Annotated in this window: 23 protein-coding genes and 1 riboswitch; of the genes, 9 read left to right on the plus strand and 14 right to left on the minus strand. The window is 62.8% G+C overall.

Translation table 11 applies throughout. The features are described 5' to 3' along the window. The first annotated feature begins 46 nt into the window (after window positions 1–46). Window positions 47–385: a ferredoxin FdxA gene (fdxA, locus tag NKJ01_RS09785; protein ID WP_023762879.1), complete on the plus strand. Its 339-nt coding sequence runs from the start codon at window positions 47–49 to the stop codon at window positions 383–385. A 365-nt stretch (window positions 386–750) separates the two neighbouring features. Then, window positions 751–1,332 (plus strand): CarD family transcriptional regulator, encoded by a 582-nt coding sequence (locus NKJ01_RS09790; RefSeq protein WP_013529179.1) that lies wholly within the window; start codon window positions 751–753, stop codon window positions 1,330–1,332. 63 nt (window positions 1,333–1,395) lie between these two features. On the opposite strand, the gene NKJ01_RS09795 is transcribed toward NKJ01_RS09790, so the two are convergent. The 3 genes from NKJ01_RS09795 to NKJ01_RS09805 form a co-directional block, all read right to left on the minus strand. After that, window positions 1,396–2,175, minus strand: coding sequence for an amino acid ABC transporter ATP-binding protein (locus NKJ01_RS09795; RefSeq protein WP_352727600.1), 780 nt, complete (start codon window positions 2,173–2,175; stop codon window positions 1,396–1,398). Further along, entirely contained in the window at window positions 2,172–2,852 is a 681-nt protein-coding gene (locus NKJ01_RS09800; RefSeq protein ID WP_031261363.1) for an amino acid ABC transporter permease, read from the minus strand. Before NKJ01_RS09800 ends, NKJ01_RS09795 begins: the two co-directional genes overlap by 4 nt. 137 nt (window positions 2,853–2,989) lie before the next feature. Continuing rightward, the gene (locus NKJ01_RS09805; protein ID WP_023762876.1) at window positions 2,990–3,763 is read right to left on the minus strand and encodes an amino acid ABC transporter substrate-binding protein; all 774 of its coding nucleotides are present in this window, start codon (window positions 3,761–3,763) and stop codon (window positions 2,990–2,992) included. A 327-nt stretch (window positions 3,764–4,090) separates the two neighbouring features. On the opposite strand from NKJ01_RS09805, the gene NKJ01_RS09810 reads away from it, so the two are divergent. Then, entirely contained in the window at window positions 4,091–4,954 is an 864-nt protein-coding gene (locus tag NKJ01_RS09810; RefSeq protein ID WP_023762875.1) for an RNA polymerase factor sigma-32, read from the plus strand. A 40-nt stretch (window positions 4,955–4,994) separates the two neighbouring features. Here NKJ01_RS09810 and NKJ01_RS09815 read toward each other — a convergent pair whose 3' ends face one another. The 4 genes from NKJ01_RS09815 to thiB all read right to left on the minus strand — a co-directional run bounded on the left by NKJ01_RS09815 (window position 4,995) and on the right by thiB (window position 10,345). After that, window positions 4,995–6,464, minus strand: a complete 1,470-nt coding sequence (locus NKJ01_RS09815) for a M48 family metalloprotease (RefSeq protein ID WP_023762874.1) — start codon at window positions 6,462–6,464, stop codon at window positions 4,995–4,997. A 257-nt stretch (window positions 6,465–6,721) separates the two neighbouring features. Next, window positions 6,722–7,498 carry a thiamine ABC transporter ATP-binding protein gene (gene thiQ / locus NKJ01_RS09820; RefSeq protein ID WP_352727601.1) on the minus strand — a complete coding sequence of 259 codons (777 nt, stop codon included), beginning with the start codon at window positions 7,496–7,498 and terminating at the stop codon, window positions 6,722–6,724. Then, window positions 7,491–9,110: a thiamine/thiamine pyrophosphate ABC transporter permease gene (gene thiP / locus NKJ01_RS09825; RefSeq protein ID WP_352727602.1), complete on the minus strand. Its 1,620-nt coding sequence runs from the start codon at window positions 9,108–9,110 to the stop codon at window positions 7,491–7,493. The genes thiQ and thiP overlap by 8 nt, the downstream gene beginning before the upstream one ends. 236 nt (window positions 9,111–9,346) lie before the next feature. Beyond that, window positions 9,347–10,345, minus strand: coding sequence for a thiamine ABC transporter substrate binding subunit (gene thiB, locus NKJ01_RS09830; protein ID WP_352727603.1), 999 nt, complete (start codon window positions 10,343–10,345; stop codon window positions 9,347–9,349). Between the two features lie 43 nt (window positions 10,346–10,388). Then, window positions 10,389–10,503: riboswitch (TPP riboswitch) on the minus strand. 87 nt (window positions 10,504–10,590) lie between these two features. Here thiB and NKJ01_RS09835 point away from each other — a divergent pair. From NKJ01_RS09835 to NKJ01_RS09850, 4 genes are all read left to right on the plus strand, one after another. After that, a complete protein-coding gene (locus NKJ01_RS09835; RefSeq protein WP_352727604.1) occupies window positions 10,591–11,235 on the plus strand; it encodes a thiamine diphosphokinase in 645 nt (214 codons plus the stop codon). A 1-nt stretch (window position 11,236) separates the two neighbouring features. Continuing rightward, window positions 11,237–13,057, plus strand: a complete 1,821-nt coding sequence (locus NKJ01_RS09840) for an ABC-F family ATP-binding cassette domain-containing protein (RefSeq protein WP_352727605.1) — start codon at window positions 11,237–11,239, stop codon at window positions 13,055–13,057. 94 nt (window positions 13,058–13,151) lie between these two features. Beyond that, the gene (locus NKJ01_RS09845) at window positions 13,152–13,394 is read left to right on the plus strand and encodes a type II toxin-antitoxin system CcdA family antitoxin (RefSeq protein ID WP_352727606.1); all 243 of its coding nucleotides are present in this window, start codon (window positions 13,152–13,154) and stop codon (window positions 13,392–13,394) included. Continuing rightward, window positions 13,394–13,693 (plus strand): CcdB family protein, encoded by a 300-nt coding sequence (locus NKJ01_RS09850; RefSeq protein ID WP_023762867.1) that lies wholly within the window; start codon window positions 13,394–13,396, stop codon window positions 13,691–13,693. The genes NKJ01_RS09845 and NKJ01_RS09850 overlap by 1 nt, the downstream gene beginning before the upstream one ends. Before the next feature lie 23 nt (window positions 13,694–13,716). Here the strand turns inward: NKJ01_RS09850 and NKJ01_RS09855 are convergent, their stop codons facing one another. Continuing rightward, the gene (locus tag NKJ01_RS09855) at window positions 13,717–15,375 is read right to left on the minus strand and encodes a hypothetical protein (RefSeq protein ID WP_352727607.1); all 1,659 of its coding nucleotides are present in this window, start codon (window positions 15,373–15,375) and stop codon (window positions 13,717–13,719) included. 74 nt (window positions 15,376–15,449) lie between these two features. Continuing rightward, entirely contained in the window at window positions 15,450–16,748 is a 1,299-nt protein-coding gene (locus NKJ01_RS09860) for an adenylosuccinate synthase (RefSeq protein ID WP_023758667.1), read from the minus strand. 207 nt (window positions 16,749–16,955) lie between these two features. On the opposite strand from NKJ01_RS09860, the gene NKJ01_RS09865 reads away from it, so the two are divergent. Beyond that, on the plus strand, window positions 16,956–17,867 hold the full coding sequence (locus NKJ01_RS09865) for a DMT family transporter (RefSeq protein WP_352727608.1): 912 nt from the start codon (window positions 16,956–16,958) through the stop codon (window positions 17,865–17,867). Window positions 17,868–17,921: 54 nt separating this feature from the next. Here NKJ01_RS09865 and serA read toward each other — a convergent pair whose 3' ends face one another. The 5 genes from serA to glmM all read right to left on the minus strand — a co-directional run bounded on the left by serA (window position 17,922) and on the right by glmM (window position 24,471). Further along, entirely contained in the window at window positions 17,922–19,523 is a 1,602-nt protein-coding gene (gene serA / locus NKJ01_RS09870; protein WP_023758665.1) for a phosphoglycerate dehydrogenase, read from the minus strand. A 59-nt stretch (window positions 19,524–19,582) separates the two neighbouring features. Next, window positions 19,583–20,758, minus strand: a complete 1,176-nt coding sequence (locus NKJ01_RS09875; protein ID WP_352727609.1) for a phosphoserine transaminase — start codon at window positions 20,756–20,758, stop codon at window positions 19,583–19,585. Window positions 20,759–20,959: 201 nt separating this feature from the next. Beyond that, entirely contained in the window at window positions 20,960–21,772 is an 813-nt protein-coding gene (locus NKJ01_RS09880; protein ID WP_352727610.1) for an outer membrane protein, read from the minus strand. A 256-nt stretch (window positions 21,773–22,028) separates the two neighbouring features. Then, complete coding sequence (locus NKJ01_RS09885) at window positions 22,029–22,865, minus strand: outer membrane protein (RefSeq protein WP_352727611.1); 837 nt, start codon at window positions 22,863–22,865, stop codon at window positions 22,029–22,031. Between the two features lie 253 nt (window positions 22,866–23,118). Further along, window positions 23,119–24,471: a phosphoglucosamine mutase gene (glmM, locus tag NKJ01_RS09890; protein ID WP_352605727.1), complete on the minus strand. Its 1,353-nt coding sequence runs from the start codon at window positions 24,469–24,471 to the stop codon at window positions 23,119–23,121. Window positions 24,472–24,839: 368 nt separating this feature from the next. Here glmM and NKJ01_RS09895 point away from each other — a divergent pair, with 368 nt between their 5' ends. Next, window positions 24,840–25,715 carry a hypothetical protein gene (locus NKJ01_RS09895; RefSeq protein WP_352727612.1) on the plus strand — a complete coding sequence of 292 codons (876 nt, stop codon included), beginning with the start codon at window positions 24,840–24,842 and terminating at the stop codon, window positions 25,713–25,715. The last annotated feature ends 140 nt before the right edge of the window (window positions 25,716–25,855 follow it).

Below are 25,855 nucleotides of genomic sequence, written 5' to 3' on the forward strand. Positions count from 1 at the left end.
CTGACGGAAAAAGCCCAACAAAAATGGGACGTACCGGAGCCGACCGATGACCTATGTCGTGACCGACAATTGCATCAAATGCAAATATATGGACTGCATCGAGGTCTGTCCGGTCGACTGTTTCTACGAAGGCGAGAACATGCTCGTCATCCATCCCGACGAGTGCATCGACTGTGGCGTCTGCGAGCCGGAATGCCCGGCCGACGCGATCAAGCCCGACACCGAGCCGGGGCTCGACAAGTGGCTGCAGATCAACACCGAATATGCCGATAAATGGCCCAACATCACCGCCAAGAAGGAGCCACCGGCCGACGCCAAATCCTTCGACGGCGAGGCCGGCAAGTTCGAGAAATACTTCTCGCCCGAGCCCGGCGAAGGCGATTGACAACACGGCCGCAAAGGCCTGAATTACGCGGGGTAAGGGGCACGTCACATTAACCGCCTTGACAGGCGGCGTTGACCTGTGGCGTTCGCTTATGCAGCAAAACCTTGATTCTTCCGACTTTTTGTGTTACATGAGCCAAATATGCCGGTGACACACGTCGATTTATGGCGCAGACGCCCCAAATCACTGAAAGGTGAAAATCCCATTCCGGACCAGAGCGATCTGGGCCAGGCGGTCGCAATATTGCGTTTGCCGGTCCGGCTTTTCCGGTGGGTCATCTGTTGTGCGGCAAACGATCGGCTCCCCCGATCGCGCGAGTTCGGGCCGGCAGGACGCCGGTACCACAACAAGGAGTTCAGGGCGTAATGGCTACGATCACCCCGCAGAAAAAGTCCACCGCTGCGCGTCACGGTTTTAAGACCGGCGAGTACATCGTCTACCCGGCGCACGGCGTCGGCCAGATCGTGTCGATCGACGAGCAGGAAGTTGCTGGACATAAGCTGGAACTATTCGTCATCGACTTCTCGAAGGACAAGATGCGCCTGAAGGTGCCGGTCGCCAAGGCGACCTCCATCGGCATGCGCAAGCTGTCGGAAGAGGACTATGTCGAGCGCGCGCTGAAGGTCGTGCAGGGTCGCGCCCGGGTCAAGCGCACCATGTGGTCGCGCCGCGCCCAGGAATATGATGCGAAGATCAATTCCGGCGACCTGATCTCGATCTCGGAAGTTGTGCGCGACCTCTACCGCGCCGACAACCAGCCGGAGCAGTCCTATTCCGAACGCCAGCTCTATGAGGCAGCGCTCGACCGCATGGCCCGCGAGATCGCGGCCGTCAATCGCATGTCGGAAACCGAAGCCGTGCGCCTGATCGAGGTCAACCTCAACAAGGGTCCTAAGCGTGGCGCCAAGGCTGACAATGAGGAAGCCGAGCAGGAAGAAGCTGCCTGAGCTTTTCGCCTTTGAATTTCATGAAAACCCGGCCTCGCGCCGGGTTTTTTTGGGACGATAAAGCTACAGCGATCCGTCGCCGCCACTTTCCTTCTCCGCCTCCTGCTTCAGTGTCGCAATAAACCGCTTCGTCCGTTGCTTCTCGGGATTGCCGAACAGCAGCGCGGCCGGCCCTTTCTCGACGATGACGCCGGCATCGAGAAACACCACTTCCTGGGCGATCTTGGAGGCGAGGCGCAGATCATGCGTCGCCATCACCATCGTCGTGCCTTCGCTGGCGAGCTTGCCGAGCACGTCTACCACCTCTTGCGCCAGTTCCGGGTCAAGCGCCGAGGTCGGCTCGTCGCAGAGCAGAACCTTCGGCGACGGCGCCAAGGCACGCGCGATCGCCACGCGCTGCTGCTGGCCGCCCGACAGCGTCGCCGGCCAGGCATCCGCCTTGTGCACCATCCCAACTTTTTCCAGCAGGGCGAGTGCCCGCTCGCGTGCCCTCTCCGGCGGCCATTTCAGCACCGTCACCAGCCCTTCCATGACGTTTTCGATCGCGGTGCGATGCGGAAACAGCTGGAAGTTCTGGAACACCATGCCGGTCTGCAGCCGCAGGCGCTGGATATCCCTGGCCGGAACCCTGACGCCGGGGTGGAATTCCAGCGCCTCGTCACCGATGCGCACCGTGCCCGAAGTCGGGATCTCCAGGAGGTTAACGCAGCGCAGCAAGGTGCTTTTGCCGCCGCCTGAAGGCCCGACCAGCGCTGTAACGCTGCCTTCGGCAATGGTGACCGTCACGCCCTTCAGCACAAGATTGTCGCCGAAGCGTTTCTCGATGTTGGTGAGGCCGATCATGAGCGCGCCTCCAGGAAGCCGCCATAGCGGTTGAGCCGGGTTTCCAGTCGCGTCTGCAAGGCCGACAGCACCGAACTCATCGCCAGATAGAGCATCGCCGCCTCGACATAGAGGATAAGCGGCTCATAGGTGGTGGCGACGATGCGCTGCGCCGCCTGGAACATTTCCGGCACGGTGATCGCGGCCGCCAGCGACGTGTCCTTGACCAGCGAGATGAAAGTGTTGGAGAGCGGCGGCACCGCGACCCGGCCGGCCTGCGGCAGGATGGTGCGCCGCATCGCCTGGCTCCAGGTCATGCCGATCGAATAGCCGGCCTCCCACTGGCCCTTCGGCACCGAGCCTATCGCGGCGCGGATGATCTCCGACGTGTAGGCGCCTATGTTGAGCGTGAAGCCGATCAACGCCGCGGTGAAGGCATCGAGCAGAATGCCGACCGACGGCAGGCCGTAGAAGATCAGGAACAGCTGAACCAGGAGCGGCGTGCCGCGAAAAATCCAGACGTAGAAGCGCACTAGCGCGACCAGGGGCTTCGGTCCGAACAGCCGGGCGAGCGCAGCACCCAGGCCGACCGTCAAGCCGAGAGCGAAGGACAACAGCGTCAGCGGAACGGTGAAGATCAGCGCCGCCCACAACAGCGAAGGCAGTGACTCCAGCATCAGTTGCAGCCAGTGCGGCACGTAAGATTCTCCAATGGTCGAGGCGGTTCATCAAGGCGTGAATGCGTCAGACATATCACGACAAAAGCGGCGGCCGGTCAAAGACGGCTCGCCGCTTGATATGTCTCGTGGGCCGGAGACCGGCCCACCTCACCAGCTTACTTCGAAACGTCCTGGCCGAAATAGGTGTCGGCGATCTTCTGGTAGGTGCCATCGGCCTTGATGTCGGCCAGCGCTTTGTTGATCGCCGCAACAAGTTCCGGATCGCCCTTGCGCACGATGACGCCGGAATAGTCGGCGTTTTCTTCTTGCGCGGCAATCTTCACATTGGCGTCGGGCTTATGCTTCTTGAAGTCGAGGAACGACAGGCTGTCATTGATGGTGGCGTCGGCACGGCCGGTCAAAAGCAGCTGGATCGACTGGTCGAAGCCATCGGTGCCGACCAATTCGGCGCCGTTCGCCTCGGCCAGCTTGCCGAAATTCGAGGTCAGCGACTGCGCCGACTTCTTGCCCTTGAGATCGGCGAACGTCTTGATGTCGGTGTTGTCGCCGCGCACGATCAGCACTGCTTTGGAGGCGATGTAAGGATCGGAGAAGGCGTACTTGGCCTTGCGGGCATCGGTAATGCCGACTTCATTGATGACGGCGTCATAGCGATTGGCGTCGAGGCCGGCGATCAGCCCGTCCCACTTGCCTTCGAGGAACTCGGCCTTGACGCCGAGCTTGTCGGCGATCGCCTTGGCGATTTCGACATCGAAGCCGACCAGGGCGCCGGAAGTGTCATGATAGGTGAATGGCGCATAGGTGCCTTCCGTGCCGACCTTGATGACTCCGGCCTGCTTGATCTGGTCGAGATTGGCGCCGGCATTGCCTGCGGTGACAGCCAGAGCCTGCAGCGTTCCGGCGATAATGAGCGACTTCAGCCATTTCATTTTTCTGTGATCCCGTCCTTGGCCGGATATCCGGCATTGTGTGAGCGCTGGAAACTGCCAGATGCGAGGTGAGAAAATAAGGAACCGGATTTCGAAAATCACACGTTTCTGAAATTGGATTCTCCAAATGGCGTTTCTTGGCGGCGATCGAGGCTGTCACCGGTCCTGCAGACATCGTTCAAGCAACCTGATCCGCCTGGCAACAACCAGGGAACCTTTCCGGCGTACCGCACGTTCTGGCAGTTCTAGGGCACGACGCCGCTATTTCAACCGGGCGCCAGCCAAGTTTGCAAAGTCATCCGCATCGCCTGAGCCAGGGAGCGCCTCATGATGGAAGACACGGCAGGACGGATCATGGTCCGCGCGGCAATGAAGGCTCCCTACCTCGAACGTGACGAAGAGCATCGGCTGGCATTGCTCTGGAAAGAGGACAACGACCAGAACGCATTGCACAGCATCACCGTCGCCCATATGCGGCTGGTCATTTCCATGGCCTCGAAATTCCGCCACTACGGCCTGCCGCTCGGCGATCTGATCCAGGAGGGCCACGTCGGCCTGCTTGAAGCCGCCGCCCGCTTCGAGCCGGAGCGCGAGGTGCGGTTTTCGACCTACGCGACGTGGTGGATCCGCGCCTCGATGCAGGACTACATCCTGCGCAACTGGTCGATTGTGCGCGGCGGCACCAGTTCGGCGCAAAAAGCGCTGTTCTTCAACTTGCGGCGCCTGCGCGCCCGGCTGGCGAATGGCGCCGAGCCGCTGTCGAACGCGACCCTATACCGCGAAGTGTCGGAGACACTCGGCGTCTCCGAAGCCGATGTGGCGATGATGGATTCGCGCCTGTCGGCACCCGATTCCTCGCTCAACATGCCGGTTGCCGATGATGCGGGTTCGACCGAGCGCATGGATTTCCTGGTCTCCGACGATCCGCTGCCCGACGAGATCGTCGGAGACAAGATCGATGTCGCGCGCCGCTCGCTATGGCTGAGGGAGGCGCTGCGCGCGCTCAACGCACGGGAGCTGAGGATCATCGAGGAGCGCCGGCTGAATGACGAGGGCGCGACACTCGAAGCGCTCGGCGAGACGCTCGGCATTTCCAAGGAACGTGTCCGCCAGATCGAGGCCCGCGCCATGGAAAAGCTCAAGGTGGCGTTGGTGAAGCAGAACCCGGAGTTCATGGCGACTGCCGCCTGATCTGTAACAGACGTTCAGCAAATGAATTCGCAGCGAGCTCTTATTTGTCGGTGACGATCTTGACCTTGTCGCCGGCAGAAACCGCGGCGCCCGGCGACAGCGCATTGAGCACGCGGAACAGGTCGAGCTTGCGATCGACGCCAACCATCTGAGCCGAAAGCGAACCCATCGTCTGCCCTGGCTGGACGGTGACGACGCGGATATGCAGTGGCTTCAACGCGGCCTTTTCGGCAGCACTCAGGATACGGAAAGATCCGCTGACCGAACGCGCGACCGCATCCAGCGAGGTGCTGGCCGAAGGTGCCGCAGTCAACAGCCGGTAGACCTGACCGCCGGCACGGATCACGGCAATGTCGAACTGCCATCCTTCGGCGCCGGCATGCGCCGTCGCCGCCTCGTTGCCGTTGATCGTCTCCTGCTTGACGCTGCTGTCGTCGAGGCCGGCCACCCAGCCGCTGCGGATATAGTCGGTCAGCGCGCGGTTCTTGTCGATCGAGACGCCGTCGAAGCGGATCGCCATATCGCCGGGACCGGTTGCCGTCACCGCGGCCGCCGAATTGTCGATGATGAAACCCTGCGGCACCGAGAAGGACACGCCGAGGCCCGGATGCAGGAAGGTTTCGCCGCGCACATAGCCTTCTTCAGGCGTGTCGCCATAAAGCAGGCCGTCTATGCCGGCGAGGAAGGAATCGCGGTCGCGCGAGCCGACGCCCGGCGCGCCGAACTGGCGGGCATGGCGCTGCGCCAGATCGATGCGCTGCGGCGTGTTGGGGTGCGTGGCCAGGAAGTCGAGGCTGGCATCGGTGGCGCCGCTGATCGAACGAAAGTCCGTATAGGCCGACATCGACTGCAGGAAGCGGCCGGCGGCGAAAGGATCGTAGCCGGCTTCGCCGATCGATTTGATGCCGATGGCGTCGGCTTCCAGCTCTTGGTTGCGGGAGAATTGCGCCAGCCTCAGCTTGCCGCGGATCAGCGCCGCCTTGGCGGTCGGGCTGTCGCCCAGCACATCGGAAACCACTTTCGTCGCCAGGCCCTCCTCGGCCTCCAGCTGCTGGCGCTGCAGGCCGTGATTGGCGGTGACGTGGCCCATTTCATGGGCGATGACAGCGGCAAGCTCAGCCGAATCATTGGCCAGCGCCAGCAGGCCCCGGGTGATGTAGAGATAGCCGCCGGGCAGCGCGAAGGCGTTGACGTTGGGCGAATTCAGGATGGTGATGCGATAGGTCTGCGTCGGGTTGGCAGACACCACCGTCAGATTGCCGACCACCTTGGCGACCATGCGCTCGAGCTTGGGGTCGGAATATTCGCCGCCATAAGTCGCCAGGATGCGCGGGTGCTGCGCTTTGGCCAGTTCGGCGAGCTTGTTGTTGGCGCCAACGTTGTCGACCGTGATCGGCTTGTCGGAAGGCTGGAAGCCGGACTCCTGTACTTCCGGCGGCATGAACATCTGGCAGCTCGCCAGCGCCACGGCAAAACCGGCCAGCGCAAGAAAACGCGCCAGCGGATTCATTCGTAGTCTATCAACGCCGATCGCCAGAACGGTTTCCTTTCGGGTCCCGGCGCATAACCACGAAAACCGGGGGCGATCTTCGGAACACGTCATGCGCTATCTTAAACTGCTGCAGCATCCGTTGCACGTCCCTCGGGCGGGCGGCGGATGCTGCAGGCAAATCACGTCCTGTGCCGGACCAGCAGGTCGGACCTAGCCACACTCCTCCAGTCATGGCAAGCAAGCGCCACATCGCCTGGAGCCGGTTTGACCGTAAATTATGTCCGCTTCCGGGCAATATCTCGTGATAAACCGCCACTCTCGCCGATATAGCGCCGGAACACTTCGGGACCAGCCCCAGTGAAGAAATCATCTGCCTTGCCGATTGCCGCGACCATTCCATTGTCGAGAAACACCATGTGCTCGCCGATGCGGCGAGCGTCTTCAGGCTGGTGGGTGACAAACAGCACCGTCATGCCACGCTCGGCATGAACGGCGGCGACCAGATCCAGCATATCATCGCGCAAAGCGGGCCCGAGCGACGCGAAGGGTTCATCGAGCAGCAGCACCGGCCGGTTGCGCACCAGGACACGGGCCAATGCGACGCGCTGGCGTTCCCCGCCGGAAAGTTCGCGCGGCAGGCGCTTTTCCTTGCCTCCAAGACCGGTGCGCACAAGTGCTTCGGCGATCGCGGCGCGGTCCGCCTCGGTCAGCCGCAGGGCTGGCGAGCGGCCGAGCCCGACATTCTGCTCGACGGAAAGATGGGCGAAGAGGTTGTTCTCCTGGAACACCATCGATACCGGCCGCGCCGAGGCCGGGTCGGCGCTGACGTCGGCGCCCCCGATCAGCACGCGGCCCGACTGTGGCATCTCGAAGCCGGCGACCAGATTGAGCAGGGTCGACTTGCCCGACCCGCTCGGCCCCATGATGGCGGTGATCTTCGACGTGGCGAACTCGACGTCGAAGACGAGCGGCATCTCTCCGTAGCTGAACGACACCCTGTCCAGCCGCACCGGCGCGCCTTTTTCGAGCCGGCTGACCTTTCCATCAAGCATCCCGGACCCTCTCCCTTCCCAGCCAGTGCGCCGCCACGATCAGCGCGAGGCAGACGAGGCCCAGCAGCAGTGCCAGGCTGGCGGCATCCGCGGTGCGGTAGCTCCCCATGCGCGCCAGGAGAAGGTAGGGCAATGTCTGCACGGAATCACTGCCGAACAAGGCAATGACGCCGAGATCGCCGAGCGACAGGGCCATGGCGAAAGCGAAGGCGGTGGCGAGCGGCCGCCGCAGCGACGGCCAGTCAACCAGAACCAATCGGTTCCAGCCCGCTATGCCGAGCTGTGCGCAGAGCCGTTCGTGACGCTCGCTGGCCGCATCGTAGGCGGGACGGACGGCGCGCAGGGCGAACGGCATCGCCATCACCGCGTTGACGGTAACGACCATGACCGGGGCGATGGCGAAGACATCGCCGACATGGCGCAACAACAGGAACCAGCCGGCGCCGACGACGATCGGCGGCACGACCAGGACAAAGCCGGCGCCTGAATCCGTGACATGCTCTAGCATTGTCCGGGGACCAGCGCGGCGGTTCAACGCCAGTGCCCGCCGCGCCATGGTCAGCGCCAGCGACAGCATCACCGAGAGCAGCGCAGACAGCAAGGCCAGCACCGCACTGGTCAGAGTCGCCTGTCGGACAGTGGCCTCACCAGCCAGCCGGCCGAGGTCGGCACTCAACCCGGCCGACACCGTCGCCGCCATCGGCCCGACGACGAACAGCAGCGCCAAGACGATGAGCATGGCGTTCAGCCAGCTCTCGCTCCTGTTGACGGAGAGATAGCGGCGTTGGGCAACCGGCAGGTTGGTGTCGCCGACCACATTGGCGCCAAGCCGCGTCAGGGCCAGCACCACGATAAAGGTCAGGACGATCTGCAGCAGCGTCAGCGTCACCGCCCGCGCGGGATCGAAATCGAAGCGCAGCGCCTGGTAGATGCCGACCTCCAGCGTCGTCGCGGCCGGCCCGCCGCCGAGCGTCAGCACGATCGTGAAGGATGTGATGCAGAGCATGAAGATAAGCCCGGCGACACCCGGCAATGCGGCACGCAGCGTTGGCCATTCGATCAGCCTGAATGCCGGGCGCGCCACCATGCCGAGCTGGCTCGCCAGCCGCCATTGGTCGGCTGGTATAGTCTGCAGCGCCTCGAGGAACAGCCTTGTCGCCAGCGGCAGGTTGAAGAAGACATGGGCGACGAGAATGCCCGACAGGCCGTAGATACCCGGCCAGCTTCCACCGCCGATCACCGTGAGCACGCCTGCGAAATAGCCGGCGCGGCCATAAAGCGCCAGCACGCCGAGTGCCGCGACGATGGCCGGCAGCGCCAACGGTACGGCGAACAGTTGCAGGATGAAGGCGCGGCCGAAGAAGCGTGGGTGCCGCGACATAGCGCGTGCGACGAACAGTGCAGGCACGACGGAGAGCAGCGTCGACAATACCGCTTGCCAGAGCGTGAAGCGCACGACGCGCAGGAGATAGGGATCGAAGGCTGCCCAGGCGCCAGAGAGGTCGTGGCCGCCTTCGAAAAGCAGGCCGGCAAATGCGCCGCCGATGAGCAGCGCGATGGCGGCGAGCGCCAGGATGCCAGCTGTGATGCGGGGGTCAGACGCGCGTTGCACGCTGGGCCACCTGACTTGAGGTTCTTAGCGAAGGCCGCGCTCCGTCGCGCCCCCCTCCGTCCTGCCGGACGTCTCCCCCGCTAGGGGGGAGATTAGCCGTTACCCATGCCTTCGCCAACCTCCAACGTTGCCGGGGACGAGCCCCCAGCAAAGTAGCTGATCTCCCCCCTTGAGGGGGAGATGGCCGGTAGGCCAGAGGGGGGTGGCTTGGCGCAAACATCCGAGGTGGCTGAGCCCTACTTGCTCATCGCCGTCAGCCACTCATCCACCCAGGCCTTGCGGTTGGCGGCGACCTGCTCGGGGCTGAGCAACAATGTCTTGGTCGGCTTGACCAGTTTGTCGAAGGCCGGGTTGAGCGGCTTTTCGGTCTTCCCGGCCGGGAACATCCAGTTGGTTTCGGGGATGGCATCCTGGAATTTCGGCCCTGTCATGAAGGCCATGAACTTTGCCGCCAGCGGGTTCTTGGCCCCTGTCGTGGTGATGCCCGCGACCTCGATCTGGAGATATTCACCCTCCTCGAAAGAGGCAGCCTGGTAGCGCTCTGTCTTCTCGGCGACCATGTGGTAGGCCGGCGAGGTCGTATAGGACAGCACCATCGGCGCTTCGCCCTTGGTGAACAGGCCGTAGGCCTCACTCCAGCCCGGCGTCACCGTCAGCACCTTCGCCTTCAGCTTGGCCCAGGCCTCCGGCGCCTTGTCGCCATAGACAGACTTGACCCACAACAGCAGGCCAAGGCCCGGCGTCGAGGTGCGCGGATCCTGAATGACGATCTTGTCGTCGGTGCTGCCTTCGACCAGTTCCTTCAGGCTCTTCGGCGGGCTCTTCAGCTTCTCGGTGTCGTAGACGACAGCGAAATAGCCGTAATCGAAGGGGACAAAAGTGTCGTCGCTCCAGCCGCCCGGCACAGAGACGTCCGCCACCGCGCCATGCGGTGCGAACAGGCCGGTGGCCTTGGCGTCGGCGGTCAGATTGGTGTCGAGGCCGAGCACGATATCAGCCTTGGTCGATGCGCCTTCCAGCCTGACGCGGTTGAGCAGCGCGACGCCGTCGGCGACCGAGACGAACTCGACATCGCAACCGCATTCGGCCTCGAATTCCTTCTTCACCACGGGACCCGGACCCCAGTCGGCGGTGAAGCTTTCATAGGTGTAGACGGTGAGTTTGTCCTTGGCCAAGGCCGGTCCGGACAAGACCAAGGTCATGGCTGAGACAAGAGCGTATAAGAGCGTGCGCATCGGCGCCTCCTTCGTTCGAATTGAAAGGAATTGAGGCGTCGGACTGTCCGAAACGTCTAATCCCTCCGCCGGTACAAACCGGATCAGGTTCAGCGGGTTGGCGAGACTGCCTCTCAGCCGGTCCGCGAAGATCGCGTCCGGCACCCCGTTAGAGCGTTTCGACACATAGGCCGGGCCGATCCCCCACGCAAGTGGGAGTTTGCCGCCTTCCGTTTCCGTTGCCGGGCTGGTAAGGGCCACACGATATGAGCACATTCACCATCCTGCTTGGCGGCGACCTCATCCGCACGCCACGGCTCGACCGCCAGGTCGAAGGCTCCCGCGTGATTGCCGCCGACGCCGGCATCGGCCATGCGCGACTGCTCAGCCTTGTCCCGGAGCTGTGGGTGGGGGATTTCGATTCCGTGCCGGCCAACCTGCCGGACGATCTCGCGACTGTTCCCCGCCGGACTTTCCCGGCCGAAAAGGACAAGACTGATGGCGAACTGGCCATCGCCGCCGCACTGGAGCTCGGCGCGACCAGCCTGGTGCTCGCCGGCGCCTTCGGCGGCAAGCGCGCCGACCACGCCTTCCTGCATCTGGCGCTGGCCCTGCGGCTGGCCGAGGCCGGGACGGATGTGCTTTTAACCAGCGGCGCGCAGGAGGGTGTCCCCTTGCTCCACGGCAAGGCTGGCTTCGACTATGCCGACGGCACGTTGTTTTCGGTGCTCGGCTTTTCCCAACTCGCCGGCCTGACCGTCACCGGCGCCAAATGGCCGCTGAACCACGTCGGGGTGGCGTTTGGCTCGTCGCTGACCATTTCCAATGAGGTCAGGGGCCGCCTCGAAATCGCGCTGGGCCACGGCCGCGCGATACTGCTCGCCCATCCCTATCCCTTGCCTGAAAGCTGATATGGCCCCGCCCCTTCTCAATCTCGACGGTATAAAACTGACCTTCGGCGGCGCGCCGCTGCTCGATGGTGCCGCCTTGACGGCGTCGGCAGGCGACAAGATCGCGCTGGTCGGCCGCAACGGGTCGGGCAAGTCGACGCTGCTGAAGATAGCCGCCGGCCTGATCGAGCCGCAGGACGGCGAGGTGTTCCGCCAGCCTTCGGCGACCATACGCTATTTGCCGCAGATGCCCGACATGGAGGGTTTTGCCAGTGTTCGGGCGTATGTCGAGGCCGGACTTGGCCCCGCCGACGACCCGTACCGCGCCAGCTATCTGATGGAGCATCTCGGCTTGTCTGGCGAGGAGCGGCCCAACGACCTATCCGGCGGCGAGGCGAGGCGCGCCGCCCTTGCCCGCGTCATGGCGCCCGAACCCGACATCCTGCTGCTCGATGAGCCGACCAACCATCTCGATCTATCCGTGATCGAATGGCTGGAGGAGGAGCTTGTCCGCACCTCGTCTGCACTGATCGTCATCTCGCACGACCGCCGCTTCCTCGAGCGTGTATCGCGCGCCACGGTCTGGCTCGATCGCGGCCAGACCCGCAGGTTGGACAAGGGCTTTGGTCATTTCGAGGAATGGCGCGACCTGGTGCTGGAGGAAGAAGAGCGCGAGCAGCACAAGCTTGGCCGCCAGATCGTGCGTGAGGAGCACTGGCTGCGCTATGGCGTGACGGCGCGGCGCAAACGCAACATGCGCCGGTTGGGCGAATTGCAGACCATGCGCCAGCGTTTTCGCGGCCATCGCGGGGCCGAAGGATCGGCCACTATGGTGGCCAGCGATGCCGCAGAATCCGGCAAGCTGGTGATCGAGGCCAAGAATATCGAGAAGAGCTTTGGCGATCTCACCGTGGTCAAGGGGTTTTCGACTCGCATCCAGCGCGGCGATCGGGTCGGCCTGGTCGGGCCGAACGGTGCCGGCAAGACGACGCTGCTGAAGATGCTGACCGGCGAGATGAAGCCCGATGTCGGTTCGGTGCGGCTCGGCACCAATCTGGAAATCGCCACGCTCGACCAGAAGCGCGAGGCGGTCGACCCGCAGGAGACCTTGGCGCAGTATCTCACCGACGGACGCGGCGAAAACCTCGTCATCAATGGCGAGCAGCGCCATGTCGTCTCGTACATGAAGGATTTCCTGTTCAAGCCGGAGCAGGCGCGCACGCCGGTGCGGGAACTGTCCGGCGGCGAGCGAGCTCGGCTGTTGCTGGCCCGCGTGCTGGCCCGGCCGGCAAACCTTCTGGTTCTCGATGAGCCGACCAACGATCTCGACATGGAGACGCTGGAGCTTCTGCAGGAACTGGTCGCCGGGTTTGCCGGAACGGTCATCCTGGTCAGCCACGACCGTGATTTCCTCGACCGCACCGTGACCAGCCTGATCGCGCCGGATGGCGACGGCCGCTGGATCGAATATGCCGGCGGTTATTCCGACATGCTGGCGCAGCGCGGCGGCACCAGGCTGGACGACCGCAAGGCACGGGCGAAGGCCGAAAACGGTGAAGCGCCCGCACCAGGCAAGAGCGAGTCCACAACGCCAAAGGGGCCGGCGAAGAAGCTGTCGTTCAAGCAGAAATTCGCGCTGGAATCGCTGCCCAAGAAAATCGAAGCTGTGATGGCGTCGATCTCAAGGCTCGAGAACAACATCGCCGATCCGGCCTATTACGAGCGCGATCCGGCCTCGTTCCAGAAGACGATCGCCGCGCTCGACAAGGAGCGCGCCACGCTGGCAGCACTGGAGGAGGAATGGCTGGAACTGGAGATGCTGCGCGAAGAGATGGAAGGGTAGTCTCACCGCATCAGCACCTTCTGATTATGCACCTTCTGATTATTGCAGCGACGCGAAAGTGCGCATATATTATGCGCATGTTGCGGAGGCTACTATGCGTAAGATTGCCGTGAATGCGACCCGTCAGCCAGCAAATCTATCGATCGATTCAAATCTCATGCGGGAAGCCAAGGGCCTTGACGTGAATGTCTCTCGCGCTGCAGAGGCTGGCATCGCGGAAGCGGTGGCGGCCGAAAAAGCGCGCCTATGGAAACTTGAGAACCGCGCCACCATGGACGCGTGGAATGACTATGTCGAAAAACACGGCATTCCGCTGGAAGAGTACCGGCAATTCTGATGCCCCGCTATGATGTCTTCGGCGATCAAATCGAGGGCCGCTATTTGCTCGACGTTCAGTCCGAGCTCCTCGACTACTTCAAAACGCGGGCGGTCGTCCCGCTTCTGCCGATCGCGACTGTTCCACCGCCGATGCGAAAGCTTCATCCGATCTTTGAGATCAACGGTCGAAAGCTGGTTATGGCAACACATCTGATTGCCACCGTTCCTGCCAGTGAATTAGGCGAAAGTCGACTGAACCTTATGAAGCACCACGACGACATCGTCGCCGCACTCGACATGCTGTTCCAAGGCTTCTGAGCGCACCGCAGCTGGCGCCCGTCTCAGCCCGCCGTCTTCGCCTGCCAGGCCTTGATCGCCTCGTCGAACACCTTCTCGCCGGGAATGCCTTTTTCCATGGTCAGCAATGCCCGCCGGCCGGTCTTGTAGACGACCGGCACGTCGATCCAGTCTTGGCCACGCAGCAAGGTCATGTTGGCGTCTTCGTCGGCCTTTGTGTCGTTCAGCGCGACGAGGAAGAAACCGTCGGCGATCTTGGCCGGAATGCCGATCAGCGGACTGCCGGCATCCTGTTCCGAACCCTTCATGGCGACACGCAGAATGTTGTCGACGCCTCCGCCTTCAAAGCCGTCCGGCGTCAGGAAGATCATCTCGATGATATGGCTGGCCGGCAGTGTCTGGTCGGTGTTGCGGCGGATCGTCATGCGCAACTGGATGTCCTTGCCGGGAATGGTCGCCTCGGCGCGGATCGCCGGCTCCGGCGGCAGGTCGCCACCGGGCGATTCCTGTACCAGCGACCAGACGATGTTGCCCGGCTCCGCCGAGCCCTGGGCGGTGCTGGTGCGCTCCTCGTAGAAGATCGCCTTCTGGCCGACCGGCAGCGCGGTTTCCGCCGGCGCGGTGGCCGGTGCCGCCGGCGCAGCACCCGCCGGTGCTGGCGGAGTGGCGGCGGCGTTGGCCGGCGCCGCCGGGGCAGCTCCGTTGGCAGGCGGTGTTGCGGGGGCGGCACCTGCCGCCGGAGGCGTAGCCGCGGGAGGAGTGCCGGCGGCCGGTGCGGAAATCGGCGGCGCGTTGGTCGCCGAGGGCGGCGTGGTCAGCGCAGCGACCGATTCGCCTTCGCCGATGCCGCTTTGTCCGCCGGCCGGGCCCGGGTCGACTTCACTGCCTTGCGGCGTCAGCCGTTGGGTGAATTTCGTGCTTTCAGCTTCCGTGCCGCCAGCTGCGGGCGCTGGCGCTGGCGCCGGCGCGGCGGCGGTGGTTGCCGGCTTGGCAGGTGCCGGCTTCACGGGTTCGGTCTTTGTCGCGACCTTGGTGCCGTCGAGCCCGAGCATCTTGCCGAAGGCGTCCTTGTTCAGCCAGATGCCGTAGCCGCCACCGGCGATGACCAGAAGCGCGACGGCGGCGGCGATCAGCCCGCCGTAGCTGCGCTTACGCTCCGCCGGGCGCAGGCGCTGGAAAGTGTCCGACGCCGGCTCTTCGTTGCTGGAAAACACATCGACACCGTCGTCGGCCTCCTCAGCGTCCATAGCTGGAAGGGGCGTATCGGCGCGAGCCGGCTGGGCAGGCGCCGGCGTTGGCCTTTGCCAGCTTGGCTCGACCTTGGAGGCAGGTGGCGGCGCGGGTTGATAAGGTTCAGGCTTGGCCGCAGGCGGTGCCGGCCAGGCCGGCTCCGCCTTGGCCGGTTGCCGCGTGTGGCTTGGCTGGTTCTTGTTGCGATCGATCGAGGAAAAGATGTGTTCCAGTTCCGCGAGCGGGTCGGTCTCCGGCACGCTCTTGGCATAGTCCCGCTCGACGTTCGCTATGGCATCTTCCAGACCGCGTTTCTGCTTTGCGACATCCTCCGGCGAAAGCGGCGGATCGCGCTGGGCAATCTTCGCTGCGATCGTAGAGCGGGCCTTTTCGTAGACCTTCGCCCGCATCTCTGGCGACGGATCGCCGAGACCGTCTATCGCTTTCTTCAGAACAAAAACGAAATCTGCCATGCTTCAGTCGACCTGTATTTTGTTTCCGCGCCGGCCCCCGCAAATCAGCCGCTATGCCCGGAAAGGCTGAGAAACTAGTCTTGAAACGGATCGGTCACAAGTATCGTGTCGTCCCGTTCCGGGCTGGTGGAAAGGAGCGCGACCGGGGCACCGATCAGCTCCTCGATGTAGCGAACATATTTGACCGCCTGGGCCGGCAGATCGTTCCAGCTGCGCGCGCCGGCGGTGGTGCCTTTCCAGCCCTCCAGCGTCTCGTAGACCGGTTCGACGCGCGCCTGCGCGCCCTGGCTGGCCGGCAGATAGTCGATCATCTCGCCATCCAGCCGGTAGCCGGTGCAGACCTTGATCTCGTCCAGCCCGTCGAGCACGTCGAGCTTGGTCAGCGCGATGCCCTTGATGCCGTTGACGGCGACGGCCTGGCGCACCAGCACGGCGTCGAACCAGCCGCAGCGTCGCTTGCGGCCGGTGACGACGCCGAATTCGTGGCCGCGCGTGCCGAGGAATTCGCCGACCTCGTTCCTCTGCTCGGTCGGGAACGGACCTTCGCCGACGCGCGTCGTGTAAGCCTTGGTGATGCCGAGCACATAGCCGATGGCGCCCGGGCCGACGCCGGAGCCGGCGGCGGCCTGTCCGGCGACCGTGTTCGACGAGGTGACGAACGGATAGGTACCATGGTCGATATCGAGCAGCGTGCCTTGCGCGCCCTCGAACAGGATGCGCTCGCCAGCCCGGCGCTTGTCGTCGAGGATTTTCCAGACCCGGTCCATATAGGGCAGGATCTCGTGCCCGACCGAGGTTAATTCCTGCATGATGGCGTCATGCGTGACTTCGGCATGGCCAAGCCCACGACGCAGCGCATTGTGGTGAGTCAGCAGCCTGTCGACCTTCAAGGGCAGCGTTTCCAAATCCGCCAAATCCATCACCCTGACCGCGCGCCGGCCCACCTTGTCCTCATAGGCGGGGCCGATGCCACGACGGGTCGTGCCAATCTTCGTTCCGGAATTGGAAGCTGCGTCCTCGCGGAATCCGTCCAGTTCTCGGTGCAGCGACAGGATAAGCGCTGTGTTTTCGGCTATTTTCAGGCGGTCCGGCGTCACCTCGACACCTTGCGCCTTGAGCTTGGCCACTTCGGCGACGAAGGCGTGTGGGTCGAAAACGACGCCATTGCCGATGATGGACAGCTTGCCCTGGCGCACGACGCCCGACGGAAGCAACGACAGTTTGTAGACCTTGCCGTCGACGACCAGCGTGTGGCCGGCATTGTGGCCGCCCTGAAAACGCACGACGACATCGGCGCGCTCCGACAGCCAGTCGACGATCTTGCCCTTGCCTTCATCGCCCCATTGCGAGCCGACGACCACCACATTGGCCATGTTTCTTTTCCCTTGAGACGCCGCCAAGCGGCTTGAATATGGTTCGAAACGACAGGCCTCTATAACGTCAAGACCTCGCGAGCGCGACCTTTCTTTGCCGCCGAAAATGCCCTGAGGCATAACAATTTTCGGGCTTAACATCATTTACTTGGACGCACGGGGGCAATAGGCCGACAACCACCGCGGCCCCGCGGCCGGAATCCCACGATGCATCGAAGCGCCTACATAGTCCTGCTGCTCACCACCTTGCTGTGGGGTGGCAACTCGGTGGCCGGCAAGCTGGCAGTCGATCACGTCTCGCCGATGACGCTGGTCTTCCTGCGCTGGGTGCTGGCCGCGGCGATCATGCTGCCGATCGGCTGGAAGACGATACGCAAGGACTGGCCGCTGGTGCGCAAGCACTGGGTCATCCTCGCGGCCCTCGGTGCCAGCGGTTTCACTCTGTTCAACACCATCTTCTACACGGCGCTCAACTATACGACGGCGATCAACGTCTCGATCGAGCAGGCGGCGATGCCGATCCTGATCATGACAGCCAATTTCATCTTCTTCCGCCTGCGCGTGAACTGGGCGCAGATTGTCGGCGTCATTCTGACCATCGCCGGCGTGATCCTGACCGCCTGCCACGGCGACCCACGCCGGCTGTTGACGCTGGAGCTCAATTTCGGCGACGCCATCATGCTGGTCGCCGTGTTTCTCTACAGCGGCTATTCGGTCGGGCTGCGGTTGAAACCGGTGATGCATTGGCAGAGCCTGATGCTCGCCCTGTCGGTTGCCGCTCTCGTTACCTCGGTGCCCTTCTTTCTGTGGGAGGTCGCTGCCGGCAAGGTTATCGTGCCCGACGCGCGCGGCTGGGCGGTCATCGTCTATACCGCAATCGGCGCCTCGGTCATCTCGCAGATCTTCTACATCAGGGGCAACGAACTGATCGGCGCCAACCGCGCCGGCTTGTTCATCAATCTGGTGCCGATCTTCGGCACGCTGCTGTCGGTGCTGATCGTCGGCGAGACGTTCCAGCTCTATCAGGCGCTGGCGCTGGCGCTCGTGCTGGGCGGCATCGGGCTTGCCGAATACAGCGGGCGCAAGGCAGCAAACCTGCCAACAGCCAGGACACGCTGAACAAAAAGGCGCGGACCAGGCCGCGCCTTTCGATCTTTCACGGCAAGTCCGGGATCACACGGCGTTGATGTCGAACTGCAGCCGTTTGGCCGAGTCGATCGACTTGTGCTTCCTGACCTTTTCCAGGACGGCCTCCGGGAACGGCGCGTCGAGATAGAGCAGCGCGATGGCATCGCCTCCCGGCCGGTTGCGGCCAAGCTGGAAGTTGGCGATGTTGACGCCGTTCTCGCCGCAGACGGTGCCTAGCAGGCCGACGATGCCCGGCGCGTCGGCATTGGTCGTGTAGAGCATATGCTGGCCGACCTCGGCATCGAGATTGATGCCCTTGATCTGGATGAAACGCGGCTTGCCGTCGGAGAAGCAGGTGCCGGCGATCGAGCGCGTCTTGTGCTCGGTCGTTACCGTCAGCTTGATGTAGCCGTCGAACACGCCCGACTTGTCGCGCTTGACCTCGGCAACGATGATGCCGCGCTCCTTCACCATGATCGGCGCCGACACCATGTTGACGTCGGAGACCTGCGGCCGGATCAGCCCGGCAAGCGCGGCACTGATCAGCGCGCGGGTGTTCATTGTCGCCGTCGAGCCGTCGAACAGGATCTCGACCTCCGTGATCGGGTCTTCGGTGACCTGGCCGACAAAGGCGCCGAGCACTTCGGCAAGCTTGACGAAGGGCTTCAGTCGCGGGGCTTCCTCGGCGGTGATCGACGGCATGTTGATGGCATTGGAGACGGCACCCTTGATCAGATAATCGGCCATCTGCTCGGCGACCTGCAGCGCGACATTCTCTTGCGCTTCCGCCGTCGAGGCGCCGAGATGCGGCGTCGCCACGACATTCTCCATGCCGAACAACGCATTCTGCTCGGCCGGCTCGACCTCGAACACGTCGACGCCTGCACCTGCCACCTTGCCGCTCTTCAACGCCGCCACAAGGTCGGCCTCGACGATCAGCCCGCCGCGGGCGCAGTTGATGATGCGTACGCCGTTCTTCATCTTGGCAATTGCCGCGGCGTCGATGATGTTGCGCGTCTTGTCGGTCAGCGGCGTGTGCAGCGTGATGAAGTCGGCGCGGGCGAAAAGCTCGTCCAGCTCGACCTTCTCCACGCCGAGTTCCTCGGCGCGTTTGTCCGACAGGAACGGGTCGAAGGCGACGACATGCATCTTCAGGCCGACGCCGCGAGTCGCGACGATCGAGCCGATATTGCCGCAGCCAATGACTCCCAGCGTCTTGCCGGTGATCTCAACGCCCATGAAGCGGTTCTTCTCCCATTTGCCGGCATGGGTCGAAGCGTTGGCTTCCGGGATCTGGCGGGCAAGCGCGAAGATCATCGCCACCGCATGTTCGGCTGTCGTGATCGAATTGCCGAAGGGCGTGTTCATCACGATGATGCCCTTGCGGCTCGCCGCCGGGATGTCGACATTGTCGACGCCGATGCCGGCGCGGCCGACGACTTTGAGCTTTGTGGCGGCGTTGATCAATTTTTCGGTGACCTTGGTCGCCGAGCGGATGGCGAGGCCATCATACTGGCCGATCACTTCGAGCAGCTTTTCCTTGTCCTTGCCGAGATCGGGCAGATAGTCGACCTCGACGCCGCGATCCTTGAAGATCTGAACGGCTGTGGGAGAGAGTTTGTCTGAGACGAGAACGCGGGGCGCCATAGCGGCCTCCTTGAAATGGATTGTTGGGGATGGGCGGCCGAAGGCCGCCACTGAAAATCTCAGGCCGCCGCTTTCAGCGACGCCTTCTGCGCAGCGAAGGCCCAGTCGAGCCAAGGCAGCAATGCTTCGAGATCCGACGTCTCGACGGTCGCGCCGCACCAGATGCGCAGGCCGGGCGGTGCGTCGCGATACGCGCCGATGTCGTAGGCGACCCCTTCCTTGTCGAGCACCGACACCAGTCCCTTGGCGAAAGTCGCTTGCCCATCGGCATCGAGCGCGGACACATCCGGATCGGTGAAGGACAGACACACGGACGTGTTCGACCGCGTCGCCGGTTGGACGGCGAGATGACCGAGCCACGCGGACTTGGCGACAAAGCGATCGAGGACAGCCGCATTGGCGTCCGCCCTGGCGATCAGCGCGTCGAGGCCCCCAATCGACTTCGCCCAGTTGAGCGCATCGAGATAGTCCTCGACGCACAGCATCGAGGGGGTGTTGATGGTCTCGCCCTTGAAAATGCCCTCGATCAGCTTGCCGCCCGAGGTCAGGCGGAAGATTTTCGGCAGCGGCCATGAAGGCTTGTACGTTTCCAGCCGCTCGACGGCGCGGGGCGACAGGATGAGCATGCCGTGCGCGCCCTCGCCGCCCAACACCTTCTGCCAGGAGAAGGTGACGACATCGAGTTTTTCAAAGTCGAGCCTCTGTGCGAAGGCAGCCGAAGTCGCGTCGCAGATGGTCAGGCCCTGGCGATCCGCAGGGATGAAATCGCCGTTCGGCACGCGCACGCCGGACGTGGTGCCGTTCCAGGTGAAGACCACATCGCGGTCGAAATCGATCTTCGCGAGGTCGGGCAGTTCGCCGTAGCCGGCTTCGATCTTGCGCACGTCGGCGAGCTTCAATTGCTTGACCACGTCGGTGACCCAGCCGGAGCCAAAGCTCTCCCAAGCGACCATGTCGACGCCGCGCTCGCCGAGCAGCGACCACAGCGCCATCTCGACCGCGCCGGTGTCCGATGCCGGCACGATGCCGATGCGGTAGTCCGCCGGGACCTGGAGAATTTCCCGCGTCAGCGAAATCGACTGTTCGAGCTTGGCCTTGCCGATTTTGGCGCGATGGGAACGGCCAAGCGCTGCAGTTTTCAGGGCCTCGACTGACCAGCCGGGGCGCTTCGCGCAGGGACCTGAGGAAAAATTAGGGTTTGCCGGACGCAGTCCGGGCTTCGCATGCGTCGTCATCGTGGTCTATCCTTCCAGATAGTGGCCCCTCGTTGGGGAGGGGTGGCCCACGGACGGCGATATGCGTTCAGGCCTCGGGCGTCAAGAGGAAAGTTTTTGTCGCGGGCAGGATACCAGCGATCTGTACGAAAATGTCACGGCGCAAAACCGGGAGTGGCGGACCCGAGGATCCGCCCGTCCTGTTCTTCTTATGCGTAGCACCTACCAGAGGTCGTAACGCAGCCCGAGCTTGACCGTCTGGTAGTCGATACCCTTGCGGATATTGAAGGCACCGCCATCAAAGGCGACGTATTTTGCGCTCGGCACCGAGAAATATTCGTAGCCGAGATCCACAGAAACGTTTTTGGTGACCTGATAGGAAAGTCCTGCACCGATCGAGTAGGCTAGGTTGAACTTGCCCTCGCTGTCGGTCTGACCTTCATAGCCGGCGGGATCGTCGCAGAAAAACCCGCCGGTGCCGCCGGAATTGGTCGGTGTTTCCACGCAGTCGCGTGCGCCTATGCTTCTGAAATATTTGTTGTAAGCAAGACCAATGCCACCGCCGATATAGGGAGTGAGCCCAACGTAAGTGCCCAGATCCACATAGCCGTTGGCCATGATGCTGTAGCCTTTGTTGGAGGCGTTGTCGGAGAGATCGCATGCCTGTGAGACCGGAACGGAATTGATATTTCCAAATCCGTCGGCCTCGAGCGTATGACCGTCGCAGGTGGCGGCGAGCTTCGCGTGCTCGCCGAATTTGTCGGTTGGTAGAATCCCGCCGTTCAGCTCGACCCTGAGATAGTCGTTAACATGATAGCCCATACCGATGCTGCCCGTGAAAAGGCTGCTCTCATCAGTAAAACTGTCGAGCGGACCGCTCGATGTTTCCTCATGTTTGAACGGATGACTGAAGGCGTAACCGATATCGCCGCGCAAATACCAGCCGGAGCCGACCTCGACCGGCACATAGTCGGGCGCCTGGTCGACATAGATCGGCGGATTGTAGTCGGCAGCATGCAAGGTCGCCAGCGGCAAGAGGGCTAAGGCGCCAAGCGCCAGCGCCGCACGCGAAATGATTCTCATGGTCCCCGACTCCCGAATTTGGCCCGCTGGCAATAGCAACGGCAGCCATCGTTTCAGGGAGCATTGTTAACCATAGTGGTTAAGTGCCGGTTAAGGCTAACAGAGCGTTAGCGAATTCATTTCGGCCGAGCTTTCATTACATAGGGCTCAAACGAAAGCCGCCCGGCTGGTGCCGGACGGCTCACGAGAATTTCAGGTAATGCCGGTGTTACTTGGTGTAGATCGGCTCGGGTTCGGGCTGGTAGGCCACGACCGGCGCTGCGCAACCGTTGTTGCCGCCGAACTGGTAACGCAGGCCACCGCGAACCTCGTGTGTGTTGATGCCGCGATCGAAGCCGGGGCCGGAGCTGCTGACATCCCATTCGAACATTCGGCCGCCCTGGATGTGGCTGAAGCGATAGCCCGCGTCGAGGATGATCTTGTCGGTCAGGCAGTAGGAAGCGCCGGCCATCAGAGCGTAGGCGAAGCGCCAGTTGGACGCTCCCGGGTTGGTCTCGGTGGTGTTCGGGTCGTAGACAGTATCCCACTTGACGCGCGCACCGCCGATGCCGGCGCCGACGTAAGGCGTGATGCCACTATAGGTGCCGAGATCGACATAGGCGTTGGCCAGCAGCAGCAAGGCGCTCATTTTCGACACTTCGGTCGATGTTCCGTTGATATCCGATGTGCCGCCGTTGAAGTTCGACTTGAACCAGTAGTCGGCTGTCAGATCGGTACGGAAATGGTCGTTGATCTTGTAGCCGACGCCGGCACCGAGCGAGAAACCGCCCTTGAGCTTGCCGAAGTCGAAACTCTTGCTGCCGGGAATGACCGTACAGTTACAGGGATCGACGGTGTAGGTCATATAGTCGATGCCGCGCAGGGTCGACTTGTGATAGTCGATGTCGCCGCGGATGTACCAGCCGCCGACTTCGACCGGCTGCTCGTAGACGGCCGGAGGCGGAGCCTCCTCGACCACCGGTTCCGGCAGGTCGGCCGCGAACAGTGGTCCTGCCAGACCTGCGAACAGTAAGGCGAGCAGGACCTTTCTGGCTGTATTGAACATGCTTGTCACCCCTGAGAAGTTCGGAACGGCCATCGGTCCGAATGCAATTGCTTTTCAGTCGTGGATAATGAAGTGCAAAGGTTAAAAGGCGTTTAACCCTGTTGCTTAACCACGAATCCCGACACTTCGAGGGATCGTTGAGCGGTTTCAGGATGTCGGAATCGACCGCCGGACCGACCAAAAAAGCCCGCCGGAAGGGCGGGCTTGAGCTGGCGAAGATATGAGTGCGGCACCCTCGCGGGCGGGCTTGTGATTAAGCTGCGCTGCGCGTTTCGGAGATAACCTCAACGATGCCATTGACGACGGACTCGACCAATTGCGGGTCGTCGCCCTCGGCCATGACGCGGATCAGCGGCTCCGTGCCGGAGGGCCGAATAACCAGCCGCCCGGCCTTGCCGAGGCGGTTACGGGCATCCTCGATGGCTGCCTTGACCGGCGCTTGCTCGAGCGGCTTGCCGCCGGAAATATGGACGTTCTTCAGAAGCTGCGGCACCGGTTCGAACTTCTTCGACAGTTCGCTGACCGGCCGCCCCTGCCGCTTGATGCAGGCCAGTACCTGCAGTGCCGAAACCAGGCCGTCGCCGGTGGTCGAGAAGTCCGACAGCACGATATGGCCGGATTGTTCGCCGCCGACATTCAGCCCGTGCGCGCGCATATGCTCGACGACATAACGGTCGCCGACCTTGGTGCGGTGCAATTGCAGCTTCATGTCGCCGAGGAAGCGCTCGAGCCCGAGATTGGACATGACCGTCGAAACGACGCCGCCGCCGGCAAGCCGCCCGCTCTGATGCCAGGATTCTGCAATCAGTGCCATGATCTGGTCACCGTCGACAATCGCCCCGTTCTCATCGACGATGACGACCCGGTCGGCATCGCCGTCAAGCGCGATGCCGATGTCAGCGCGCACTTCGTGGACCTTCTTCTGAAGGCCAGCGGGATGGGTCGAGCCGCATTCCTTGTTGATGTTGAAGCCGTTGGGCTCGACATTGATGGCGACGACTTCGGCGCCCAGTTCCCACAGCGCCTCGGGCGCCACCTTGTAGGCCGCGCCATTGGCGCAGTCGACGACGATCCTGAGCCCGGAAAGTGACATCGAGCGCGGCAAGGTGCGCTTGGCGAATTCGATGTAGCGGTCATGCACGCCGTCGACCCGCTTGGCGCGGCCAAGCCCGTCGGAATCGGCGAGCGCCAGCTCGATGTCCTTGTCGAGCATGCTCTCGATGCGCTCCTCGATCTCGTCGGAGAGCTTGTAGCCGTCGGGTCCGAACAGCTTGATGCCGTTGTCATAGTAGGGATTGTGCGAAGCAGAGATCATGACGCCGATATCGGCGCGCAGCGAACGCACCAGCATGGCAACCGCCGGAGTCGGGATCGGGCCGAGCAGGAACACGTCCATGCCGGCGGCACAAAGACCGGCGACCATGGCATTCTCGATCATATAGCCGGAAAGCCTGGTGTCCTTGCCGAGCACGACGCGATGACGGTGGCTGCCGCGCTGGAAGGAGAGGCCGGCGGCCATGCCGACCCGCATCGCGATCTCCGCGGTCATCGGAAACTTGTTGGCGCGCCCGCGAATGCCGTCCGTGCCGAAATAATTCCCTGCCATGCTAGCCCGATTCCTCAACGTTTCTTCCCCGGCACGTCATGCCACAATTGGCCAGGGCGCCATGATCACATTGTGTGATTATATGTTACCAATCCTTAGAAAATCATTGTTGTGCACTGCACACAACATGGCTGCAACCTAACATGCTGAAACTGCCATGCTGCAAAATACCAGTCATGCGAACCTTTCAGCGCAGATGCACCTGGAAACTCTTGCTCTGAAGCCGGCAACGGGCAACGATTTCATCACCTTATCGGCAAAGCCCAGCTTTCGGCGATATATACGCTACTTAGTATCTGGCGCAACCGACCGTTGAGCGTTATTGATTCGCCGGGACGTAACATGGGCTGCTGCAACGGAGAAACGCTATGCTCATCCACCGACTTGCCACTTTGACCGGCCTCGCCGTCGCGACCTTGTTTCTGGCCGCGCCCGCCAACGCACTGACGATGGCCGAGTGCAGCACGAAATACAACGCCGCCAAGGATGCCGGGACACTCGCCGGGGCGACCTGGAACCAGTTCCGCAAGGCCCAGTGCGGCACCGACGCCGCGGCCAAGACCGACACCAAGGCAACCGAAACCAAAGCAACCGACACGAAGGCAGCCGACACCAAGAAAGCTGCCGACACCAAGAAGGCAGCCGAGACGAAGCCGGCCAAGGCGGCCGCTGCGGCCGAGGACAGCACGGCCAAGGGTCTGACGGCGAAGGAATGCAGCGCCAAGTATCAGGCGGCGAAGGCCGCCGGCACGCTGAACGGCATGAAGTGGAACGACTTCCGCAAGTCCGAATGCGCCGCCGGTGCATCGGCCGCCGCCAAGCCGGCAACCACCAAGGCCGCCGCGGCTCCCGCCGACAGTGGCGGCAAAGGGCTGAGCATGGCCGAATGCAGCACGAAGTATCAGGCTGCCAAGACGGCCAACACGCTGAAAGGCATGAAGTGGAACGACTTCCGCAAGACCGAATGCGGCGCCAGCGCGTCCGATGACGACACCGTGCCGGCCGCCGACGAGGCGAGCTACACCAAAGAGCCGGCGAAGCCGACCACGGTTGCGCCCAAGGGCGTCACTTTCCCGTCCGCGATCTCGCCGAAATATACCAGCGAGACCCCCGGCAAGGGCCGCATGCATACTTGCCTCGACCAGTACTATGCCCTCAAGGACGCCAACGCGCTTGGCGGTCTCAAGTGGATCCAGAAGGGCGGCGGCTTCTACAGCCTGTGCAACGCAAAGCTGAAGGGCTGAACGACAAAAATATCTGAAAGACAGGCCCCCGAACAGGAACGTTGGCCGGGGTGTCGTTGTGTAAATAGGGGCCCGGCCGGGGGGGCGGATTGGTGGCGCCGCGACTTTTGAGTGCAGGCTATTCTGCACAGAGTGGGCCA

The organism is Mesorhizobium sp. M0276 (assembly GCF_040321755.1).
Taxonomy (GTDB): Bacteria; Pseudomonadota; Alphaproteobacteria; order Rhizobiales; family Rhizobiaceae; genus Mesorhizobium.

Bases quoted from the DNA above. Each gene is read 5' to 3' on its own strand.
- fdxA (WP_023762879.1), top strand. From the start codon at position 47: ATGACCTATGTCGTGACCGACAATTGCATCAAATGCAAATATATGGAC.
- NKJ01_RS09790 (WP_013529179.1), top strand. From the start codon at position 751: ATGGCTACGATCACCCCGCAGAAAAAGTCCACCGCTGCGCGTCACGGT.
- NKJ01_RS09795 (WP_352727600.1), bottom strand. From the start codon at position 2,175: ATGATCGGCCTCACCAACATCGAGAAACGCTTCGGCGACAATCTTGTG.
- NKJ01_RS09805 (WP_023762876.1), bottom strand. From the start codon at position 3,763: ATGAAATGGCTGAAGTCGCTCATTATCGCCGGAACGCTGCAGGCTCTG.
- NKJ01_RS09810 (WP_023762875.1), top strand. From the start codon at position 4,091: ATGATGGAAGACACGGCAGGACGGATCATGGTCCGCGCGGCAATGAAG.
- NKJ01_RS09815 (WP_023762874.1), bottom strand. From the start codon at position 6,464: ATGAATCCGCTGGCGCGTTTTCTTGCGCTGGCCGGTTTTGCCGTGGCG.
- thiQ (WP_352727601.1), bottom strand. From the start codon at position 7,498: ATGCTTGATGGAAAGGTCAGCCGGCTCGAAAAAGGCGCGCCGGTGCGG.
- thiB (WP_352727603.1), bottom strand. From the start codon at position 10,345: ATGCGCACGCTCTTATACGCTCTTGTCTCAGCCATGACCTTGGTCTTG.
- NKJ01_RS09835 (WP_352727604.1), top strand. From the start codon at position 10,591: ATGAGCACATTCACCATCCTGCTTGGCGGCGACCTCATCCGCACGCCA.
- NKJ01_RS09840 (WP_352727605.1), top strand. From the start codon at position 11,237: ATGGCCCCGCCCCTTCTCAATCTCGACGGTATAAAACTGACCTTCGGC.
- NKJ01_RS09845 (WP_352727606.1), top strand. From the start codon at position 13,152: ATGCGTAAGATTGCCGTGAATGCGACCCGTCAGCCAGCAAATCTATCG.
- NKJ01_RS09850 (WP_023762867.1), top strand. From the start codon at position 13,394: ATGCCCCGCTATGATGTCTTCGGCGATCAAATCGAGGGCCGCTATTTG.
- NKJ01_RS09855 (WP_352727607.1), bottom strand. From the start codon at position 15,375: ATGGCAGATTTCGTTTTTGTTCTGAAGAAAGCGATAGACGGTCTCGGC.
- NKJ01_RS09860 (WP_023758667.1), bottom strand. From the start codon at position 16,748: ATGGCCAATGTGGTGGTCGTCGGCTCGCAATGGGGCGATGAAGGCAAG.
- NKJ01_RS09865 (WP_352727608.1), top strand. From the start codon at position 16,956: ATGCATCGAAGCGCCTACATAGTCCTGCTGCTCACCACCTTGCTGTGG.
- serA (WP_023758665.1), bottom strand. From the start codon at position 19,523: ATGGCGCCCCGCGTTCTCGTCTCAGACAAACTCTCTCCCACAGCCGTT.
- NKJ01_RS09875 (WP_352727609.1), bottom strand. From the start codon at position 20,758: ATGACGACGCATGCGAAGCCCGGACTGCGTCCGGCAAACCCTAATTTT.
- NKJ01_RS09885 (WP_352727611.1), bottom strand. From the start codon at position 22,865: ATGTTCAATACAGCCAGAAAGGTCCTGCTCGCCTTACTGTTCGCAGGT.
- glmM (WP_352605727.1), bottom strand. From the start codon at position 24,471: ATGGCAGGGAATTATTTCGGCACGGACGGCATTCGCGGGCGCGCCAAC.
- NKJ01_RS09895 (WP_352727612.1), top strand. From the start codon at position 24,840: ATGCTCATCCACCGACTTGCCACTTTGACCGGCCTCGCCGTCGCGACC.